This window comes from Proteiniphilum sp. (genome assembly GCF_034331125.1).
Classification (GTDB): Bacteria; Bacteroidota; Bacteroidia; order Bacteroidales; family Dysgonomonadaceae; genus Proteiniphilum; species Proteiniphilum saccharofermentans.
Genome location: NZ_JAXQGC010000053.1, coordinates 23,527 through 43,271, shown reverse-complemented (window position 1 = coordinate 43,271; position 19,745 = coordinate 23,527). Strand labels below are relative to the sequence as shown.

At 44.2% G+C, this 19,745-nt stretch carries 22 protein-coding genes and 1 pseudogene; 20 read left to right on the top strand and 3 right to left on the bottom strand.

Annotation, left to right across the window (positions count from 1 at the left end):
- Window positions 1-55: 55 nt before the first annotated feature.
- A pseudogene (locus U2P89_RS13130) lies at window positions 56-172 on the bottom strand (AraC family transcriptional regulator); the annotation flags it as partial.
- Between the two features lie 401 nt (window positions 173-573).
- Between U2P89_RS13130 and cmk the strand changes: the two are divergent.
- The 10 genes from cmk to U2P89_RS13080 all read left to right on the top strand — a co-directional run bounded on the left by cmk (window position 574) and on the right by U2P89_RS13080 (window position 9,537).
- Entirely contained in the window at window positions 574-1,281 is a 708-nt protein-coding gene (gene cmk, locus U2P89_RS13125; RefSeq protein WP_076930856.1) for a (d)CMP kinase, read from the top strand.
- Window positions 1,268-2,161: a 4-hydroxy-3-methylbut-2-enyl diphosphate reductase gene (locus tag U2P89_RS13120; protein ID WP_322191608.1), complete on the top strand. Its 894-nt coding sequence runs from the start codon at window positions 1,268-1,270 to the stop codon at window positions 2,159-2,161. The genes cmk and U2P89_RS13120 overlap by 14 nt, the downstream gene beginning before the upstream one ends.
- 119 nt (window positions 2,162-2,280) lie before the next feature.
- On the top strand, window positions 2,281-3,264 hold the full coding sequence (gene pfkA, locus U2P89_RS13115) for a 6-phosphofructokinase (RefSeq protein ID WP_322191607.1): 984 nt from the start codon (window positions 2,281-2,283) through the stop codon (window positions 3,262-3,264).
- Window positions 3,265-3,379: 115 nt separating this feature from the next.
- A complete protein-coding gene (gene mce, locus U2P89_RS13110) occupies window positions 3,380-3,787 on the top strand; it encodes a methylmalonyl-CoA epimerase (protein ID WP_313381618.1) in 408 nt (135 codons plus the stop codon).
- Between the two features lie 93 nt (window positions 3,788-3,880).
- Window positions 3,881-5,443, top strand: coding sequence for an acyl-CoA carboxylase subunit beta (locus U2P89_RS13105; protein WP_313381619.1), 1,563 nt, complete (start codon window positions 3,881-3,883; stop codon window positions 5,441-5,443).
- Window positions 5,444-5,455: 12 nt separating this feature from the next.
- Window positions 5,456-6,361, top strand: coding sequence for an OadG family transporter subunit (locus U2P89_RS13100; protein WP_322191606.1), 906 nt, complete (start codon window positions 5,456-5,458; stop codon window positions 6,359-6,361).
- 112 nt (window positions 6,362-6,473) lie between these two features.
- Window positions 6,474-6,914 (top strand): acetyl-CoA carboxylase biotin carboxyl carrier protein, encoded by a 441-nt coding sequence (locus tag U2P89_RS13095; protein ID WP_313381621.1) that lies wholly within the window; start codon window positions 6,474-6,476, stop codon window positions 6,912-6,914.
- Between the two features lie 15 nt (window positions 6,915-6,929).
- Entirely contained in the window at window positions 6,930-8,087 is a 1,158-nt protein-coding gene (locus U2P89_RS13090) for a sodium ion-translocating decarboxylase subunit beta (RefSeq protein ID WP_322191605.1), read from the top strand.
- Window positions 8,088-8,185: 98 nt separating this feature from the next.
- Window positions 8,186-9,343, top strand: coding sequence for a sodium ion-translocating decarboxylase subunit beta (locus U2P89_RS13085; protein WP_322191604.1), 1,158 nt, complete (start codon window positions 8,186-8,188; stop codon window positions 9,341-9,343).
- A gap of 11 nt (window positions 9,344-9,354) precedes the next feature.
- Window positions 9,355-9,537, top strand: a complete 183-nt coding sequence (locus U2P89_RS13080; RefSeq protein WP_322191603.1) for a hypothetical protein — start codon at window positions 9,355-9,357, stop codon at window positions 9,535-9,537.
- Between the two features lie 92 nt (window positions 9,538-9,629).
- Here the strand turns inward: U2P89_RS13080 and U2P89_RS13075 are convergent, their stop codons facing one another.
- A complete protein-coding gene (locus tag U2P89_RS13075) occupies window positions 9,630-10,526 on the bottom strand; it encodes an NAD kinase (protein WP_091908055.1) in 897 nt (298 codons plus the stop codon).
- 152 nt (window positions 10,527-10,678) lie between these two features.
- On the bottom strand, window positions 10,679-11,056 hold the full coding sequence (locus tag U2P89_RS13070; protein WP_091908056.1) for a hypothetical protein: 378 nt from the start codon (window positions 11,054-11,056) through the stop codon (window positions 10,679-10,681).
- A gap of 102 nt (window positions 11,057-11,158) precedes the next feature.
- Between U2P89_RS13070 and U2P89_RS13065 the strand changes: the two genes are divergently transcribed.
- The 10 genes from U2P89_RS13065 (at window position 11,159) to U2P89_RS13020 (ending at window position 19,739) form a co-directional block, all read left to right on the top strand.
- Entirely contained in the window at window positions 11,159-11,890 is a 732-nt protein-coding gene (locus tag U2P89_RS13065; protein ID WP_091908106.1) for a pyridoxine 5'-phosphate synthase, read from the top strand.
- 125 nt (window positions 11,891-12,015) lie between these two features.
- A complete protein-coding gene (locus U2P89_RS13060; RefSeq protein ID WP_232001561.1) occupies window positions 12,016-12,672 on the top strand; it encodes a MotA/TolQ/ExbB proton channel family protein in 657 nt (218 codons plus the stop codon).
- Between the two features lie 60 nt (window positions 12,673-12,732).
- Window positions 12,733-13,140: an ExbD/TolR family protein gene (locus U2P89_RS13055; protein WP_091908058.1), complete on the top strand. Its 408-nt coding sequence runs from the start codon at window positions 12,733-12,735 to the stop codon at window positions 13,138-13,140.
- A 167-nt stretch (window positions 13,141-13,307) separates the two neighbouring features.
- Window positions 13,308-14,090 carry an energy transducer TonB gene (locus tag U2P89_RS13050; protein WP_322191602.1) on the top strand — a complete coding sequence of 261 codons (783 nt, stop codon included), beginning with the start codon at window positions 13,308-13,310 and terminating at the stop codon, window positions 14,088-14,090.
- An 82-nt stretch (window positions 14,091-14,172) separates the two neighbouring features.
- Window positions 14,173-14,718 carry a DJ-1 family glyoxalase III gene (locus U2P89_RS13045; protein ID WP_092027043.1) on the top strand — a complete coding sequence of 182 codons (546 nt, stop codon included), beginning with the start codon at window positions 14,173-14,175 and terminating at the stop codon, window positions 14,716-14,718.
- A 228-nt stretch (window positions 14,719-14,946) separates the two neighbouring features.
- On the top strand, window positions 14,947-16,959 hold the full coding sequence (gene rpsA, locus U2P89_RS13040; protein WP_322191601.1) for a 30S ribosomal protein S1: 2,013 nt from the start codon (window positions 14,947-14,949) through the stop codon (window positions 16,957-16,959).
- A gap of 126 nt (window positions 16,960-17,085) precedes the next feature.
- Entirely contained in the window at window positions 17,086-17,607 is a 522-nt protein-coding gene (locus U2P89_RS13035; RefSeq protein ID WP_092027047.1) for an RNA polymerase sigma factor, read from the top strand.
- Complete coding sequence (locus U2P89_RS13030) at window positions 17,591-18,112, top strand: hypothetical protein (protein ID WP_322191600.1); 522 nt, start codon at window positions 17,591-17,593, stop codon at window positions 18,110-18,112. Before U2P89_RS13035 ends, U2P89_RS13030 begins: the two co-directional genes overlap by 17 nt.
- 13 nt (window positions 18,113-18,125) lie before the next feature.
- Entirely contained in the window at window positions 18,126-18,590 is a 465-nt protein-coding gene (locus U2P89_RS13025) for a DUF4252 domain-containing protein (protein WP_076930874.1), read from the top strand.
- A 177-nt stretch (window positions 18,591-18,767) separates the two neighbouring features.
- Window positions 18,768-19,739 carry a TIGR01212 family radical SAM protein gene (locus U2P89_RS13020; RefSeq protein ID WP_322191609.1) on the top strand — a complete coding sequence of 324 codons (972 nt, stop codon included), beginning with the start codon at window positions 18,768-18,770 and terminating at the stop codon, window positions 19,737-19,739.
- Window positions 19,740-19,745 lie beyond the last annotated feature (6 nt).

Sequence of the window (19,745 nt, the reverse complement as noted above, 5' to 3'; positions counted from 1 at the left end):
ACTCGGGCCACAAATGAAATTGTGTGCCTGATTGGGATTTAATAAGCAGACCCTAAATAATCTCAATAGCAGGATGATAATGCCAGGGAACAATGAAATGAGGCAGGTCTTCTATATAATAATGTATATGACTATCTACGGGAAATGGTAACTCCTGGAACATTGGTTTCATACGGTTATTTTATTTTTTTATTTTGGTGTATGACAATTGAGCGAAGCGAAATCGCCGATTTCTTCTGAAATTTTAGCCGGAGGCAATTCGCGAGAATCATCATCTTGGGTGTAATGGCGTTCACGCTCGTTTCATAACTTCTCCTTTTTTTATTGTGTTATTTCAACGAAATATATACTTATTAGCGACCGTAATGATACAAAAATAAAACTTCAAGACAAAACCTGGATGACTTTTAACATTATCATCCATACATTTTAACAGGGATAAATATCCATTTCTGTTAAAAGATATTCTTGCAAAAACATTCTATCTTTGTACTTTGTTTATCTCATTCGGGATATTTACCCATTGCAGGTTATCGCAGGGAAACAACGGATAAAGAGATTGATCATTTGGATATGCACGCAAAAAAGATTAATATTGCCATCGACGGTTTTTCCTCGTGCGGCAAAAGTACAATGGCTAAAGACCTGGCCAGAAAATTGGGTTATACCTATATCGACAGTGGAGCCATGTATCGCGCTGTTGCCCTGTACGCTATCAGGAAAGGGTGGATCACGGAAACAACGATGGACGAAGAAGCCCTTCGCGAACATGTTTCAGAGATAAAGATAACATTTGCTCCTAATGCACAGGGCAGCCAGGATACTTACCTGAACGGAGAAAATGTGGAGGATGATATCCGTACTTTAGAAGTGGCTAACGGTGCCAGCCGGGTAAGCACGCTCGGGTTTGTACGGAAAGAACTGGTTCGCCAGCAGCAGGAGATGGGGAAAGAGAAGGGGGTGGTGATGGATGGCCGCGATATCGGTACGGTTGTTCTTCCGGATGCCGAATTAAAACTCTTCGTCACCGCCCCACCAGAAATACGGGCACAACGGCGTTTTGATGAGATGAAAGCCAAAGGGATCAACCCACCGGCTTATGAAGATATATTGGCGAATGTAAAGGAACGCGACTTGCGTGACACTACGCGGGCCGAGAGTCCGCTACGTAAAGCCGATGATGCAATTGAACTCGACAATACGCACGTAGATATTGAGGGACAACTGCAATGGGCATTGGATATGTTTAACAGAATCACAGTAAAAAATGAGCAAAATTGAAATAGACAGGCAGTCCGGTTGCTGTTTCGGGGTGGAGAAAGCTATTATCAGAGCGGAAGAGGAGCTGAAAAAAGGAGGCACCCTCTATTGCCTGGGTGACATCGTACACAACAACATAGAAGTAGAACGTCTGGAAAAGATGGGGTTAATCACCATCAATCATGAGCAGTTCAGGGAATTAAAGAACGTGCGGGTACTGCTTCGCGCACACGGCGAACCGCCCAGCACTTACGAAATTGCCAAACAGAACAACATAGAACTTATTGATGCGTCCTGCCCGGTGGTGCTGGGATTACAAAAACGGATCAAGAAAAAATACACACATGCAGAAAGCGACGATGCCCAGGTTGTTATTTTCGGTAAAAAAGGACATGCGGAGGTGAACGGACTGCTCGGACAGACTGATGAATCGGCCATTGTAATTGAGAGCAAAGAGGAGATAGACAAACTGGACTTCACAAAAGACATCAGCCTCTTTTCTCAAACGACCAAATCGCTTGAAGGTTTTCGTGAAGTAGGAGAACTGATCAAATCCCGTATGCAGGGCGACGCTAAATTTGAATTCTACGACACCATCTGCCGTCAGGTATCGAACCGGGTTCCCAACATACAGGAGTTTGCGGAAAATCATGACCTCATCTTCTTTATTGCCGGGGAGAAGAGTTCCAACGGTAAAGTCCTGTTTGCAGAATGTAAGAAAAAGAATCCCAACTCATACCTGATCCATCATCCGGATGAGATAGATCCATCCCTTATAAAAGAGGATATCAGTATAGGTATTTGTGGGGCAACTTCCACGCCTATGTGGCAAATGGAGGCTGTAGCCCAAAACATCGCAAAACTACAACCCCAGATGCAAGTCGAAAAAGCTGCTTTTTAAGCAGCTTTTTTTTGTATGCATCATTAAAAAAATCTATCTTTGCGCTTCGTTATTTAAAAGGATTATTCAAAAAGATCAGGTAAATAACACCCAAATCTTCAAAGATTAACATTTCAATTATGGACTCTAATATAAAAAGTGTAGGTGTCCTCACTTCCGGAGGAGACGCACCCGGCATGAATGCCGCCATTCGTGCGGTAACACGTGCCGGGATCTTCAATAACATGAAAGTGTACGGGATTTACAGGGGATACAGGGGATTGATTTCTGACGAGATTGTGGAATTCAAGACCAACAGTGTAAGCAATATCATCCAACAGGGAGGAACCATGCTGAAAACAGCCCGTTCGTTAGAATTCCTGACCGAAGAAGGGCGCAGAATTGCTTATGAAAACATGCAAAAGCATGGTATCGAAGCGCTGGTTGTGATCGGTGGCGACGGCTCTCTCACGGGTGCCTCTATTTTTGCCAGTGAATATAATATACCCATAGTAGGCCTCCCCGGCACTATTGACAATGACCTGAACGGTACCGACACAACTATCGGATACGATACAGCGCTGAACACCATCATGCAGTCGATGGACAAAATACGGGATACAGCCACTTCTCATGAGCGCCTGTTCTTCATAGAGGTGATGGGCCGTAACTGTGGCTACCTGGCGCTCAACAGCGCCATTGCTTCGGGAGCCGAAGCAGCTATTATTCCGGAAATAAGTATCGAAAAAGACCAATTGGCAGAACTCATTGAGCAGGGTTTCCGAAAATCAAAAAACAGCAGCATGGTGCTTGTCACCGAAAGCGAAGTGACCGGCGGAGCCATCAAATTAGCGGAACGGGTAAAAACAGAGTATCCCCAATACGATGTCCGCGTCTCCATACTCGGACACCTGCAGCGCGGCGGTTCGCCCACCGCGCAGGACCGTATCCTTGCAAGCCGTATGGGGGTTGCAGCCATACAGGCATTAATGGAAAATCAACGTAACGTGATGATCGGTATCCGGGAAAATGAGATCGTATATGTTCCATTCAAAAGAGCGATAAAGAAAGACAGGGAAATCAGCCGGGAAATGTTGGAGGTATTACGTATCTCCTCTATCTGATAATTACTATTTTCTTTCTGTCCTACAAAAATAAATATGCGTTTTTTATTCTTTTTTATGATTGAAAGACGTACATTTGCAGTCAAACTCTGAAATATCATAAGATTATAATAATATGAAGATTACACACATCGAGCACATTGGGATAGCCGTAAAAAGTATTGAAGAGCAACTCCCTTATTATGAAGGGATTTTAGGACTAAAATGCTATAACATTGAGACAGTAGAAGATCAAAAAGTTAAAACTGCATTTTTCATGGTAGGACAAACCAAAATCGAATTGCTGGAACCGACCGATGAGGAAAGCACTATTGCCAAATTTATTGAAAAAAGGGGTGAAGGAATACATCATATAGCCTATGCCACTGAAAATGTAAATGAGGCTTTAAAAGAGATGGAAAATAAAGGAGTACGGTTAATAGACAAGGAAGCACGTGGAGGTGCCGAAGGGTTGCGTATTGCATTCTTACATCCCAAATCTACCGGTGGCGTTCTCACCGAACTATGCGAACATCCCGAATAATCCGGAAACTCTCTTCTCCGGTAACCACATTATTTAGAAAAATTCTTACATCAAACGGCGAAAACCTATTTCGTTTTAAATAAACATTTTTATATGAGCAACCAACTCGAAAAAGTCAAAGAGCTTATCCAACTGCGTGAAAAAGCTCGTTTAGGGGGTGGCGAAAAAAGAATCGAAGCGCAACACCTCAAAGGAAAGTACACCGCGCGTGAAAGACTCGACATGCTTCTGGATGAAGGAAGTTTTGAGGAATTCGACATGTTCGTGGAACATCGTTGCCACAACTTCGGAATGGAAAAAACCAAATTCCTGGGAGACGGGGTGGTAACAGGTTATGGAACCATTTACGGACGTTTGGTGTATGTTTTCGCACAGGATTTCACCGTATCCGGAGGATCCCTGTCAGAGATGCATGCACAAAAGATTTGTAAAGTAATGGACCAGGCACTGAAAATGGGCGCTCCTCTTATCGGTATTAACGACTCAGGAGGTGCCCGCATCCAGGAAGGTATCAATGCGTTGGGAGGTTATGCCGAGATATTCCAACGTAACATCCTCGCTTCGGGTGTGATCCCCCAGATTTCAGGGATCTTCGGGCCTTGTGCCGGAGGTGCAGTTTACTCCCCTGCCCTTACCGACTTTATCATCATGACCCAGGGAACTTCTTATATGTTCCTCACCGGGCCGAAAGTAGTAAAAACCGTAACGGGTGAAGATGTGACTCAAGAACAACTGGGAGGTGCTTCAGTTCATTCTTCCAAATCAGGAGTTTCCCAATTCCAGGTACAAACCGAAGAGGACGGATTGAAACTGATCCGTCAACTGCTCAGCTTTATTCCGCAGAATAATCTGGAAGAAGCACCTTTGCAGCCTAACGATGATCCAATCGACAGGCTGGATGACGCACTCAACGATATTATCCCCGACAGCCCCAACAAACCATATGATATGTATGAAGTGATTGGTGCTATCATTGATAAGGGAGAATTCCTGGAAGTACATGCCGATTATGCAAAGAACATCATTGTAGGTTTTGCCCGTTTCAACGGTCAATCGGTCGGGATTGTAGCCAACCAGCCTAAATTCCTTGCCGGTGTGCTCGATATCAATGCTTCGCGTAAAGCAGCCCGTTTTGTCCGCTTCTGCGACGCTTTCAACATACCTATCGTTTCATTGGTAGATGTACCCGGTTTCCTTCCCGGAACAGGACAGGAATATGGTGGAGTGATCACCCACGGCGCTAAATTGCTCTACGCTTATGGCGAAGCGACTGTGCCAAAAGTAACCGTTACGTTACGCAAATCTTACGGTGGAGCACATATCGTGATGAGTTGTAAACAACTCCGTGGTGACATCAACTACGCATGGCCCACGGCTGAAATTGCTGTTATGGGAGCGGATGGGGCCGTGGAAGTGCTTTACAGCAAGGAGATTGCAGCTGAGAAAGATCCTGAAAAGATGACAGCAGTAAAAGAGGAGAAGAAGAAAGAATACAATGATCTTTTTACGAACCCCTATGTAGCTGCACGTTACGGATATATCGACGATGTAATTGAGCCGCGGAACACCCGTTTCCGTGTCATTCGTGCATTACAACAACTGCAGACAAAAAAATTGCAGAATCCGCCCAAGAAGCACGACAATCTACCTCTTTAAAAGCAGTTGAATATGAGAAATTATACAATAACATTATTTCTTTTCACCGCAGTGCTGTTGTTCTCCGGATGTAGTTCCAAACAAAAGAATCCGAGATGGGTCATCAACGAGGTTATGGTTGTCAATGAGGACAGCTATATGGATGATTTCGGAAAACGGAACGGATGGATTGAAATATACAACAATACAGCAGCCACTCAGGATTTGGGAGGTCGATACCTCACCAACGACCGCAATAATCCGACGAAATATCCTATTCCCCGCGGGGATGTCCTCACCAGGATCCCACCTCATCAACATGCATTGTTTTGGGCCGACAATAATCCTTTTAACGGGACATTCCACGTGAGTTTCAAACTCGACCCTACGAAAGAGAATTACATCGCACTCTATGACAACGACGGGAAAACATTACTGGACGAGATCGTGATTCCTGCCGGGATGTTAGCTGATCAGACCTATGGCTATCCGCAGGATGGTGTCAAACATGATGAGGAAGGTAATATTCTTGCGACTCCTCTTGAAAGGGTAACCCCCAGCAGCAACAACGCTATTCTGGAAGAGAATCCCAAAATAGTCAGCTTGCGGGAAGATGATCCGTGGGGGGGAGTCATGACACTCACCTCTATGTTCGTGGTATTCACCGCATTACTCATACTCTATCTAATCTTCAACTATACAGGCATTTTAGCGCAGCGAATATCACAAAGGAAGGTGGCCAAAAGCGGTTCTCTCTCGGCTGTGAGAAGTCACACCCATTTATCGGGAGAAGTATTGGCTGCAATCTCAGCGACTATTCACGAGCTAAAAGAGGATCAGCACGATATAGAATCTACCATCCTCACTATTCAGCACGTGAAAAGAAATTATTCTCCATGGAGTTCCAAACTTCAATCGTTAAGAAGATTGCCTAAGTAGATTTAAGATTCAAGATTCAAGATTTAAGATTTAAGACTAATAAATTAATTGATCAGGTGGAAATCCAAAACTTTTCATTTTTAGTTTTTCACTTTTCACTAATTTTAATCATATGAAAGAGTTCAATTATAAAATCAACGGTGCCCCTTACAGGGTGGTAGTAACCAAATCAGACACTGAATTGGTGGAGCTTGAAGTGAACGGCACACCCTATACGGTTGAAATAACACCAAAGGCAAAAAAACCGAAAGCTGTCGTACAACGTCATAGTGTTCCCCCCGGACCGGTGCCGCAGAGTTCGACCAGCCATCTCGTGACAAAACCTGCCGGTCCTGCCGGCAAGAACACCATTCAATCTCCCCTCCCGGGTGTCATACTGGATATACGCTGCAAAGTGGGTGATACGGTAAAGAAAGGACAAACCCTGATGATCCTGGAGGCAATGAAGATGGAGAACAACATCCTTGCCAATGGAAATGGAAAAGTAACGGAGATTCTTATCCAAAAAGGAGATTCGGTTCTTGAAGGAGCTGATCTTGTTGTCATTGAATAAAACCCGGAAAATAACATGAACAGTCTATTATCTATAGCAGACAATTTAGCTACATTCTGGAACTTTACCGGATTTGCCAATGCCGAACCGGGCCATCTCGTGATGATCCTCGTGGGGTTGTTCTTTATCTACCTGGCTATCAAGAAAGAATTTGAACCTCTCCTGTTAATCCCTATCGGTTTCGGTATCTTGATCGGGAACATTCCTTTCAATGAAGCAGCCAATATGCAGATAGGGATTTACGAAGAAGGGTCGGTATTCAATATCCTGTATCAGGGTGTAGTTCAAGGATGGTATCCCCCGTTGATCTTCCTCGGGATCGGAGCCATGACAGATTTCTCTTCTTTGATAGCGAATCCCAAGTTGATTTTGATCGGCGCAGCAGCCCAGTTCGGTATCTTTGCCGCATACATCATCGCAACCATGTGGGGTTTCGCACCCAACGAAGCGGGGGCAATCGGGATCATTGGTGGTGCAGATGGCCCCACAGCCATATTCCTCTCGTCCAAGCTGGCCCCTCACCTCCTGGGAGCAATAGCCATCTCGGCCTACTCCTATATGGCATTGGTGCCTGTGATACAGCCTCCCTTTATGCGGATGCTTACAACGAAGAAAGAACGGGTTATCAAAATGAAAACGCCACGGGTAGTATCACAAACAGAGAAGATTTTGTTCCCTATCATGGGACTATTGCTTACCGCATTTTTGGTACCCTCCGGCCTGGCGCTATTAGGGATGCTTTTCTTCGGTAATCTGTTGAAAGAATCAGGGGTAACCCGCCGTCTTGCAGAAACAGCACGCGGACCGCTGATTGATACTATCACCATTCTGTTGGGACTTACCGTAGGTGCTTCCACTCAAGCAACGACATTTATACGCTGGGAATCGTTAAAAGTATTCGGTATCGGCGCCCTTTCTTTCATAGTGGCAACTATCACAGGGATATTCTTTGTGAAATTCATGAATATCTTTTTAGCGAAAGACAAGAAGATCAATCCGCTGATCGGAAACTCCGGAGTTTCAGCCGTACCCGATTCAGCCCGTATCTCACAACATATTGGTATGGAATATGATCCGAGTAACTACCTGCTGATGCATGCCATGGGGCCCAACGTGGCCGGTGTGATCGGCTCGGCAGTGGCTGCCGGTATCCTACTGGGATTCCTCTATTAATAGTTGATTATTCATAATAATAAGAGACGGGACGGAAGTCCCGCTTCTTTTAAAAAGGGTATATATACGGATCGATTATTATAAAATTTGATGTTTTTATGGGTTTAGAAGAACTGTTACCGGCGATAGCCGGCATGACCTGGCAACATCTGGTGATGATTGGCGTGGGACTTACCCTGATTTATCTCGCCATTGCCAAGAATTACGAACCAACACTGTTACTGCCGATGGGATTTGGCGCTATCTTAGTGAATATCCCCCTCTCCTCGGCGCTCACGCAGATCGATCCGGCTACGGGGCAAGCCGTGGAAGGTGTCCTCAACGTCTTTTTCGAGGCCGGTATTGCCACCGAGATCTTCCCGCTGCTTATCTTTATTGCCATCGGGGCGATGATCGATTTCTCACCGTTATTCCGGAACCCTTCCCTTTTATTGTTCGGCGCTGCTGCACAGTTCGGCATCTTCCTCACGATGATGTTCGCCACACTGCTCGGCTATGATATCCGCGAGGCAGCTTCTATCGGTATTATCGGTGCGGCAGATGGACCGACCTCTATTGTGGTGGCTTCCCGTTTCGCCCCTAATTTGCTGGGGCCTATCTCTGTGGCAGCCTACTCCTATATGGCGCTCGTACCCATTATACAGCCGCCCGTCATCCGGCTGCTGACTTCCCGTAAGGAACGCCTCATCAGGATGTCATCAGCCACCCACAACAACAAGAAGATATCGAAGAAAGCCCTTATCGCCTTCCCCATTGTAATTACCATTGCAGCAGGTATTATCGCACCCTCTTCCCTATCGTTAATCGGCTTCCTGATGTTTGGTAACCTGATCCGTGAATGTGGCGTGTTAAACAAGTTATCGCAGTCAGCACAGAATGAATTGTCTAGCCTGGTCACCATACTGCTCGGCATCACCATCGCCAGCACAATGACTGCCGACCGGTTTATCCGTACGGATACGCTCATCATTATTGCGTTAGGGCTTTTCGCCTTTATCTTCGATACTTTTGGCGGTGTGATCTTCGCAAAATTCCTGAACCTGTTCCGCAAGGAAGATAACAAGATCAACCCAATGATAGGCGCCTGCGGTATTTCGGCATTTCCCATGTCGGCCCGTGTGATCCATCAGATGGGACAAAAGGAAGATCCTTATAACTATCTGCTTATGCCGGCCATCAGCGCCAACGTGGGTGGACAGATAGGTTCGGTGGTTGCAGGAGGTATTATATTGACACTGGTTCCTTTACTCGCTTAAAAACAACGATTATGACACCGACAATACAAACAGCTTTATTCATTGCCGTCGTAGGATTAATAGGGATTTTTGTTTTTATGTCCTTCTTCTACCTGATCATTCTTGCGCTCGACAAATACCTGCCCTACCAGGAAGAAAAGCCTGTGGAAGAGTTTATTGAAGAGATATCCGAAGAGGAGGAAAGTGAAGAATGAAGAATTAATAACGAAGAATTAGAGCCTTTGAGCCGTTAATAATGAAGAGGGGGGGGGGTGAAAGGTGAAGGACAGCACCGGGAAATGGTACGTCATTTTTGTTGCTTCCTTACATCTGCTCCCCACATCAGTTTGTCTCGCAGCGTTTCATAGAAGGTATGGCCAATCCGTTTCACCACACGGAGCGTGTAATCATCCTTTCTCACCTGGATACTTACCGATTCGTCCAATACACGCGATTCGCCATCCACTGAGACAAGAAACATATGGCTACGACTTTCCACTTTCAATGAGATGATGCTGCTATCGTCTACGACTAACGATCTAGAAGTCAGGTTATGAGGAGCAATTGCTGAAAGGATAATACTGGGAGTGGTGGGTGATAAGATAGAACCACCGATACTTAGAGAATAGGCAGTGGATCCGGTTGGCGTCGATATCACTAATCCGTCAGCCTGATAAGATGTCAGATAGTCGTTGTTAATATAGGCATGGATCGAAAGCATAGAAGCAGTATCCTGTTTCAGGATAGCCACTTCATTGAGAGCATGCACATTAAAATGTTCCGGGGGAAAGGATTCGTCTGTAGATAGTTTCAGTAATGTACGATCTTCTACTTTATATGCCCCCTCCATCACCTCCTGTAATGTCTCTTCCATATCGGCGTAATTAATAGCTGCCAAAAATCCCAAACGCCCCGTATTGATACCCAGAATAGGGATACCCGAATCACCTACTGTACCGGCCGTTCTCAAAAAAGTACCATCACCGCCCACACTCACAGCCATATCCACAGGGGGTAATTTTTCTTCAAGAGTACAGAGCGGAGCGATCCGTTGGCGGAGAGGGGCAGGCAGGCTATAGAAAAAGTTCACAGGTAAACACAACTCACCGCCGTTTCGACCAATAGCCTCACATACCCCACATATCTGCTCTTCTGCTTTGGCAGTCCTGTCGGGGAACATACTCCCAAATAAAGCAAATTTCATCTTTTATATTTTTAGAAATTAGAACCAGGAAACTAAAAGAGGAGAATTACTAATTATCAATTACAAATTACCAATTAGCAGTCTCAAAAAAATTTCATTTTTCACTTTTCATTTTTCACTTAAATCACCTTCCCACTTTTCCACCTTATTTATTACATATTCAAATAGTACATTAGTTCATCCAACCGCTCCTTTTGTTTGTCGGTCACTTCTCCCTCTTTCATGAAATAATAAACTACATTATAATTAAATCGTTCAAAACTTCTTAAAAGCACGGTCACATCATCGATGTCGAGCTTTAAAGAGATCAATAGAAACTCTCCTCCGGAAATTGGCATGACGCTGAGAGCCGTTATATGCGCATTATTACTTTCTACAATCCTTGCTATCTCCGTCAGCGTATAATCCTTCAACGGAACCTCCAGTATGATAAGGGAGTTTTCCGTCCTGGAAAGTTCTGTAAACTGCCCGGGGGTAAACGATGAACTGAATTTTTCCACCTGCTCTTTGATAAATTCTTTGGTCGACATTGCGCAAAACGGTTATTTCGTATTACTTTTGTATTTGATTTACAAAGATGGCAAAATTTTGCCTAATTGAAAGTTCCCACGGGTTTTTATTTTTTTCTTTTTATGACCAAACTCAGTGTAAATGTAAACAAAGTAGCTACTTTGAGGAATGCGCGCGGTGGAAATATCCCCGATCTGGTGCAGGTGGCTACCGATTGTCAACTTTTCGGTGCCGAAGGGATTACAGTGCACCCCCGCCCCGATCAGCGCCATATCCGCTATAACGATGTCTTTGATTTGCAGGCAAAAGTATATACGGAATTCAATATTGAGGGGAATCCTACGCCGGAATTCATCTCTTTGATCAGAAAGATCAGGCCCACGCAGGTAACGCTTGTACCCGACGCCCATGATGCTATCACCTCAGATGCCGGATGGGATACTGTTACACATAAAGGTTTTCTGACCGATGTTGTCAATGAGTTTCAGGCGATGGGGGTACGCACCTCTATTTTCATCAATGCCAATCCGGAAATGGTACGGATGGCATCGCAAATCGGCACGGACAGGGTTGAACTCTATACCGGCCCTTATGCCGAAGCATACCGGGCAGACAGGGAAAAGGCTATAGCGCCCTTTATTGAAGCTGCCACTCTGGCAAAAAACCTCGGATTAGGCGTAAATGCAGGACACGATCTGAATCTGGAGAATCTCGCTTATCTTTACCAGAATATCTCCTGGCTAAAAGAAGTATCAATAGGTCATTCGCTCATTAGCGATGCACTCTATATGGGGTTGAAAGAAACAATAAAAGCGTATAAAAATTGTTTAAAAGAGTCTCCGGAAGAGGTTTGACAATCTAAATTAACTATCTTTATCCACAAGTTTTCGCTAGTAAAATTTTCTTTTAGAATAAGTATAAAATGAATCTATTGCAAATACCTGTGCCGGGAGATACAGCCCAGGCAATTTATGACACCATGCAGCAAGTAGCGACTGCCGAGACTGAAGCTGTCACAATGAACGCTTTCGATCTTGCCTTGAAAGGCGGTTGGTTGATGGTCGTTCTGCTCATCCTTCTGCTGATGACTATTTATGTTCTTATTGAGAGAACATTGGTCATCAACAAAGAAAGCAAAGAGGACAATTCATTCATGAATCGCATCAAAGATTATATCCACGACGGTAAAATCGATGCTGCAGTTGCACTCTGTCGCAATACCGACACTCCTTCAGCCCGTATGGTGGAAAAAGGTATTTCCCGTTTGGGAAGGCCGACTGCCGACGTAATGTCAGCCATTGAAAATCAGGGCAATATTGAAATATCAAAACTGGAAAAAGGGTTGCCCGTATTGGCTACTTCTGCATCGGCGGCTCCTATGGTTGGATTCCTGGGTACTGTGACCGGAATGGTGAATGCTTTTATGAGTATGGCAAACGCAGGGGCCAACGTAAGTATAACCACCCTCTCCGCCGGTATTTACGAAGCATTGGTGACTACCGTTGCCGGGCTTATCGTAGGGATTATCGCACTATTTTCGTACAACTACCTTACTACCCGGATCAAGGGAATTGTAAATAAATTGGAGATGAGGGTGATGGAGTTCATGGATATCCTCAATGAACCGGCAGTATGATTGATTAGTTGATTTATTGATTTACTGATTGTTAAATCATCACATTAGCACATTAGTTTTATGGCTTTAAAACAACGGTTTACAATAGAGACTAATTTCAGCATGGCGTCCATGACGGATGTGATCTTCCTGCTGCTTATTTTCTTTATGATTACCTCCACCTTCGTCGTACCTAATTCCATACAGGTGTTATTGCCAAGGTCTCAGCAACAAACCCAGGCAAAACCTATTACACGGGTAACCATAGACAAGGATATCAATTATTACGTGGCAAATGCCAATGAGACGGAACGGCAGGTATCTTTCGAAGATATCACGCCTTTCCTGCAATCGGTCTATTCGGCCGATCCCAGTATATTCGTCGCACTCTATGCAGATGAGACCGTACCCTACCGGGAGATTGTCCGTGTGCTGGATATTGCCAATCAGAACCAATTCAAAATGGTACTGATGACGCGACCGAATTAAAAGGAAAAACCGACGAGACCATCCGGCAGGTAATTGAAGCCGGTGCCAATGCGGTTTCCTATACGCCCCCTACTACAGCCGAATTATTCAAGGAAATAATGATACGGTATAGAAGCGAATAAAAGTGCCCTGATCATAAGTATACACTAAATTCAGTTATCAGAAACATGATTACAAGAGAAAAAATAGGAGGAATAATAGGAACGGCAATCTTTACGATATTGCTTTTCCTCATCTTGTTATTCTCTGTTTTCACATTATCATTTCCACCCGAAGAACTGGAAGGGATACCGGTAATGTTCGGAACGACTGAAGATGCTTTCGGCATTGTCGAACCTCCCATTACAGAGATAACACCTGCACCTTCACCTGAGATCCCCCCTTATTCTCCGGCTGAACCGTTAATTACCCAAACAACGGAACCTACCATCGATGTGGAAGCTCAACGGGAAGAAGAACGACGCAGGGCACAATTGGAGGCTGAACGCAGGGCGAGGGAAGAGGCTGAGCGACGCCGGAAAGAAGAAGAAGAAGAAGCACGTAAGCGTGAAATCAACCGCCAGATGTCAGGACTCTTCGGAGAAAGTTCGGAAAGCCGCGGTAATACTGAAGGGGAAGGAACGCAGGGAGTTTCTACCGGAAACGCTACGCAAGGCTCACCCTCCGGTAATGGAGGAATAGGCTCCTATGATTTGGGTGGACGCAGTTTGGGCAGTGGTGGGCTTATTCAACCCCGGTATACTGTGAACGACTATGGGACTGTCGTTGTCAATATTACAGTGGATCCTGCCGGCAACGTGATCCACACGGAAATCGGACGTGGCACGAACACCCCCAGCGCCACTCTCCGTGAAGAAGCATTACGAGCGGCCCGAAGCACTAAATTCAATGCGATAAACTCTGCTAATAACCAGCAGGGAACCATTACTTATCGATTTAATCTCAATTAAAAGATATACAGGTAAACCCCAAAATATCTTACTCTCTCTATAAGGAGAGATATTATTTAAGTTTCACTAAAATACTGCAATCATGAAGAAAGTAGCCCTCTTTTTAGCAAACGGTTTTGAAGAAATTGAAGCGCTCGCGACCGTAGATATTTTAAGAAGAGCGCAGATACCGGTTGAGACTGTATCGATTTCAGATACAAAAACCGTGACCGGTGCACATAACGTGACAGTCATTGCGGATACAACCTTTCAGCAAGCCGACTTTTCAAATGTTGAGGTATTAATCTTGCCGGGTGGAATGCCGGGCGCCAAAAACCTCAACGAACATGAAGGGTTAAAAGAACTGATCACAAAGTCTAACGGAGAAGGAAAACAAATCGCCGCTATTTGTGCAGCACCAATGGTATTGGGTGGACTTGGCCTGCTTAATGACAAACGGGCCACCTGCTATCCCGGGTTTGAAGCCGAACTGGCAGGTGCGCAGACAACAGGTGAAAATGTAGTGGTCGACGGCAATATTACCACAGGAAGGGGCCCGGGACTGGCATTCGAGTTTGCATTAAGGTTGGTAGAGCAGATTGCCGGCCTTAAAACAAGACAAGAGGTGCAGAACGGCCTGTTACTCTGATCAATGAATAGGGCTAAAGCAGAGTCCTTTAGATATTTTGTGGTCACAAAATATCGTCAGATAAAGATTTAGTCGTATTCTGACCTGCAAATACTATCCGGAACCGTTTTCACTCAAAAAATTAATGGTGCAAATAGTTGTCTATTAACAAAGAAACAACTACCTTTGCACCGTTTTTTATCAATATAATGTCTCACTTATTTAATTGAAAAAATTATTTCATAACAAATGACAGAAAATTTAAACAATGTGGCTCCAATGGAAGATTTCGACTGGGCCGCCTATGCTGAAGGTGATTCTTACAGCAAAGAAAGTAAAGAAAAACTTACCGAAAGCTACGACAACACCTTGAATAAAATCAATGACAAGGAAGTAGTAACAGGTACTGTGACCTCCATGAACAAACGCGAAGTGGTTGTAAACATCGGTTATAAATCCGATGGCGTGGTATCGATGAATGAGTTCCGTTACAACCCGAACCTGAAAGTTGGTGACGAAGTAGAAGTTTACATCGAAAGCCAGGAAGATAAAAAAGGACAGTTGATCCTTTCTCACAAAAAAGCACGTGCTTCCCGCTCTTGGGATCGGGTCAATGCCGCGCTCGAAAACAACGAAGTTATTAACGGATACATCAAATGCCGTACAAAAGGTGGTATGATCGTGGATGTATTCGGTATCGAGGCGTTCCTCCCCGGTTCACAAATCGACGTGAAACCTATCCGCGATTACGACATCTTTGTCGACAAGACAATGGAATTCAAGGTAGTTAAAATCAACCCTGAATACAAGAACGTGGTGGTATCTCACAAAGCCCTTATTGAGGAAGAACTCGAACAGCAGAAAAAAGAGATTATCTCGAAACTCGAAAAAGGACAGGTACTCGAAGGTGTCGTGAAAAACATCACTTCTTACGGTGTATTCGTCGACCTTGGCGGTGTGGACGGTCTTGTACATATCACCGACCTCTCCTGGGGACGTATCCAGCACCCGGATGAAGTGGTGAAACTGGACGACAAGATCAACGTGGTAATCCTCGATTTCGACAACGAGAAAAAACGCATCGCACTTGGTCTGAAACAGCTGACCCCGCACCCATGGGATTCATTGAGCGAAACCCTGAAAGTAGGTGACATCGTCAAAGGTAAAGTGGTTGTGATTGCTGATTACGGCGCATTTGTAGAAATAGCACCGGGCGTAGAAGGATTGATCCACGTTTCAGAAATGAGCTGGACACAACACCTGCATAGCGCACAAGACTTTATGAGCGTAGGCGAAGAGGTAGAGGCAGTCATCCTGACTCTCGACCGCGACGAACGTAAAATGTCTCTCGGTATCAAACAACTCAAACCCGACCCATGGGAAGATATCGAACAGAAATATCCGGTTGGCAGCACTCATACTGCAACTGTGCGCAACTTCACCAACTTCGGCGCATTTGTTGAAATTGAAGATGGTGTAGAAGGATTGATTCATATCTCCGACCTCTCCTGGACGAAGAAAATCAAACACCCGAGCGAAGTGACTGAGATCGGTGCTCCGATTGAAGTACAGGTACTCGACATTGACAAGGAAAACCGTCGTTTGAGTCTCGGCCACAAACAACTGGAAGAAAATCCTTGGGACGTATTTGAAACTATCTTCACTGTAGGTTCCATCCATGAAGGTACTATCATCGAAATGCTCGACAAGGGGGCAGTTGTTTCTCTGCCTTATGGCGTGGAAGGATTCGCAACACCCAAACACCTTGTGAAAGAGGATAACTCTCAGGCACAGTTGGATGAGAAACTGGAATTCAAAGTAATTGAGTTCAATAAAGATGCAAAACGTATCATTGTCTCTCACAGCCGTATCCATGAAGATCTGGCAGATGATTCCAGGAAGAAAGGGAATAAGCGTACCGGTGGTAGAAAAGAAGGCGGAAACGAAGCCGCTGCGGCTATCCCGGCAATGGAAAGAACCACCCTGGGTGATATCGAAGAGTTGGCTGCATTGAAGGAAAAACTCGATAGCCAAAAAATAGAAGCACTCAATAAGAAGGTGAAACAGGAAGAAGCTGCCAAAGAGGCCAAAGCTGCTGAAGCAAAAGCGGAAGAGGTGAAAACTAAAACCGAAGAAGTGAAAGCAGGAACTCCTGAAGTTGCCGAAACTAAGGCAGAAGTGAAAGCGGAAGAAACTACTTCGGAAGAGTCGAAAGCAGAAAACAAAGCTGAAACCGAAAAACCCGAAACAGATAAAGAATAATAATTCTTTATCTACACAATGTAAAAACTGTCCGGAAATCCGGGCAGTTTTTTTTATGGATTTATTTTATAAAAAAAATCGACCAGGTTATGTAAGAATTTCCCATTATATTCGTCTATATAGTATATGAATGTCCGGCAGTTCCAATATCAGATCCTTTGCCTCTCCGATAAATCATATCGGATGGCACTATCGATCCTAAAAGATGAAAGCAGTGCAAAAGATGCATTGCAGGAACTTATGATGCGGCTGTGGGAAAAGCGCGAGCAATTGGATGCCATTGCCAATTATCAGGCATTTGTACTCACATCGATGCGTAATCTGTGCCTCGATATGATCCGGAAGTCAATTCACACACATGAAATTCCGGCCGACACTGAATACAACGCTCCCAGTCCGCATCAACAAACGGAACAAGCTGATATGATAAACCACATCGGTAGTATGATCGATACACTGCCCGAAATGCAACGAACTATTCTCCGCATGAAAGATGTGGAAGAGATGGAATTGGAGGAGATCGCCCGGATAATGTCGATGACGGAAAATGCCGTCACCGTAAACCTCTCCCGGGCGCGGAAAAAACTTCGCGATATGATTATAAACAACCGAAAAAAGGAGAATAAAGTATATGAACGATATAGATAACCTGCTTGAGAAATACTTCAACGGCCTGTCATCGACCGAAGAAGAGAGAAGGCTGAAACAATACTTCGAAGGAAGCAGCATATTGCCTGAGCATGCAATATACAAATCGCTTTTTGCTGCTTTTAATTCGGAGAAACAGATAAAAGCGCCGGTGATGACCTTCCCTGAAAAGAAAACAAGGAGACCTGCGATTACACGACGTATAATCATTCTACTGTTAGGATCAGCCGCGATAGGACTACTGGCTGTCGCATTCTCTAACCTGCAGTACGCACGCTCACAACATCCTGAATATATGGTTATTGTAAACGGCAAACAGGTCGTCAATCAGCATAAAGCACAGCAATACGCCGAGCATATGCTTTCGGAAACGGACAAGATCATAGAGAACTCCTATCAGCTTTTCCGTGAAGCGGCCACTATAAATCAAGATCTTAATGCCGAGAAGATATTAAAAGAGACAGATCAAAAAATAGAATGTATAAAAACAAATTATAAACAATAAAATCCAACACATTATGAAGAAATTATTTTCAATTATGCTTATAATGCTGGTATTTTCAGCAGTAGCATCAGCACAACAGGTAGAGAAATTATTCGATAAATATATGGAAGATGAACGCTTCAATTATGTATATAGAAAAGGAAGTGCCGGCTCTGTGTTGGATAGGGCAGACCTGGAAAATCTGAAAACAGATGCATTTAATATCCGGTTTAAATCGGATCGTAACAAGGAAAATGAGAAAATGCTTATTCTGAATTCAGCCAATGAAAGTTTTCAGAAGAGTTTTATGGCCGAAGTGGATAAAGCCTTGGAGAGTGATAAATTTGAAAACACTTCCTATGTCCGCAATGGCAAAGACAATCGTGTATCGGAATATATACGCAAATCATCCGATAAGATGGAAGAAGTGCGGGTTATCAAAAACGGCAGTGGAAATGTCGTTCTGAAATGGGAATTATACACGATCAGGAAAAAATAACCGGTTAATTAACTCTACTTTTTTAATATATAAATTTCTGAACGGGAATGCGGCGTGAGTCATATTCCCGTTATTTCAGTTTTATTTCCCTCCCCATATATCGAAAACATTTTACTCCTACAATTGTTTAAGATAGAGGTTTAATATCCCACCATTATTATATCAACAAATTTGACGATCGTGTTCTCAAACGACAAACCATATCGTGATTTTGCCGAATTCCTTTCAGCAAAATTTCCCTATAAAGTACAAAAAATTTCCGTCAATGCCGGCTTTACCTGCCCCAACCGTGATGGAAGTAAAGGACGTGGCGGATGCACTTATTGTAACAACCAGAGCTTCAGCCCCGGCTATGGCAAACCGACCAAAACTATTTCAGAACAACTGGCCGACGGTATCAATTTCTTTTCTCACAAATATCCGGAGATGAAATACCTCGCCTATTTCCAATCCTATACCAACACCTACGACAGTCTGGATTCTCTTATCTCCAAATATGAAGAGGCTCTCTCCTACCCCAACGTTGTAGGATTGATAGTAGGTACCCGCCCCGACTGTATGCCAAAAGAACTGCTCGATTATTTTGAAGCACTCAGTAAAAAAACGTTTGTCATGGTGGAATATGGCGTAGAATCAACATTGAATAAAACGTTGGAGAGGATAAACCGTCAGCATACTTATGAGGAATCCGCAGAAATGATCAGGGAAACTGCCGGACGAAACATTGTGACAGGTGCACATATGATCCTGGGATTGCCGGGGGAAAGTACTGAAGAAATACTCTCTCATGCAGACAAGCTTTCACAACTACCTCTGACAACCCTGAAACTACATCAGTTACAGATCATCAAGGGAACCGCCATGGCAAAAGAGTTCAGGTTATTACCGGAATCGTTTCACCTTTTCGAACTGGATGAATATGTGGATCTGTGTATCGACTTTGCGGAACGGCTGAAACCGGAAATTTATATCGAACGGTTCACCTCCCAATCTCCAAAAAAACTGTTGATTGCACCTGCTTGGGATCAGAAGAATTATGTGGTAACGGAAAAAATCATGAAACGCTTCCGGGAAAGGGATACCTGGCAGGGACGACTGTATGGCCAATTACAGGAATATTCCCAACCTGCAGTAAATCCTTTTACGTGAAATTCC

Excerpts from the sequence above, each read along its gene's own strand:
- cmk (WP_076930856.1), top strand. The coding sequence starts at position 574 with ATGCACGCAAAAAAGATTAATATTGCCATCGACGGTTTTTCCTCGTGC.
- U2P89_RS13120 (WP_322191608.1), top strand. The coding sequence starts at position 1,268 with ATGAGCAAAATTGAAATAGACAGGCAGTCCGGTTGCTGTTTCGGGGTG.
- pfkA (WP_322191607.1), top strand. The coding sequence starts at position 2,281 with ATGGACTCTAATATAAAAAGTGTAGGTGTCCTCACTTCCGGAGGAGAC.
- mce (WP_313381618.1), top strand. The coding sequence starts at position 3,380 with ATGAAGATTACACACATCGAGCACATTGGGATAGCCGTAAAAAGTATT.
- U2P89_RS13105 (WP_313381619.1), top strand. The coding sequence starts at position 3,881 with ATGAGCAACCAACTCGAAAAAGTCAAAGAGCTTATCCAACTGCGTGAA.
- U2P89_RS13100 (WP_322191606.1), top strand. The coding sequence starts at position 5,456 with ATGAGAAATTATACAATAACATTATTTCTTTTCACCGCAGTGCTGTTG.
- U2P89_RS13095 (WP_313381621.1), top strand. The coding sequence starts at position 6,474 with ATGAAAGAGTTCAATTATAAAATCAACGGTGCCCCTTACAGGGTGGTA.
- U2P89_RS13090 (WP_322191605.1), top strand. The coding sequence starts at position 6,930 with ATGAACAGTCTATTATCTATAGCAGACAATTTAGCTACATTCTGGAAC.
- U2P89_RS13085 (WP_322191604.1), top strand. The coding sequence starts at position 8,186 with ATGGGTTTAGAAGAACTGTTACCGGCGATAGCCGGCATGACCTGGCAA.
- U2P89_RS13080 (WP_322191603.1), top strand. The coding sequence starts at position 9,355 with ATGACACCGACAATACAAACAGCTTTATTCATTGCCGTCGTAGGATTA.
- U2P89_RS13075 (WP_091908055.1), bottom strand. The coding sequence starts at position 10,526 with ATGAAATTTGCTTTATTTGGGAGTATGTTCCCCGACAGGACTGCCAAA.
- U2P89_RS13070 (WP_091908056.1), bottom strand. The coding sequence starts at position 11,056 with ATGTCGACCAAAGAATTTATCAAAGAGCAGGTGGAAAAATTCAGTTCA.
- U2P89_RS13065 (WP_091908106.1), top strand. The coding sequence starts at position 11,159 with ATGACCAAACTCAGTGTAAATGTAAACAAAGTAGCTACTTTGAGGAAT.
- U2P89_RS13060 (WP_232001561.1), top strand. The coding sequence starts at position 12,016 with ATGCAGCAAGTAGCGACTGCCGAGACTGAAGCTGTCACAATGAACGCT.
- U2P89_RS13055 (WP_091908058.1), top strand. The coding sequence starts at position 12,733 with ATGGCTTTAAAACAACGGTTTACAATAGAGACTAATTTCAGCATGGCG.
- U2P89_RS13050 (WP_322191602.1), top strand. The coding sequence starts at position 13,308 with ATGATTACAAGAGAAAAAATAGGAGGAATAATAGGAACGGCAATCTTT.
- U2P89_RS13045 (WP_092027043.1), top strand. The coding sequence starts at position 14,173 with ATGAAGAAAGTAGCCCTCTTTTTAGCAAACGGTTTTGAAGAAATTGAA.
- rpsA (WP_322191601.1), top strand. The coding sequence starts at position 14,947 with ATGACAGAAAATTTAAACAATGTGGCTCCAATGGAAGATTTCGACTGG.
- U2P89_RS13035 (WP_092027047.1), top strand. The coding sequence starts at position 17,086 with ATGAATGTCCGGCAGTTCCAATATCAGATCCTTTGCCTCTCCGATAAA.
- U2P89_RS13030 (WP_322191600.1), top strand. The coding sequence starts at position 17,591 with ATGAACGATATAGATAACCTGCTTGAGAAATACTTCAACGGCCTGTCA.
- U2P89_RS13025 (WP_076930874.1), top strand. The coding sequence starts at position 18,126 with ATGAAGAAATTATTTTCAATTATGCTTATAATGCTGGTATTTTCAGCA.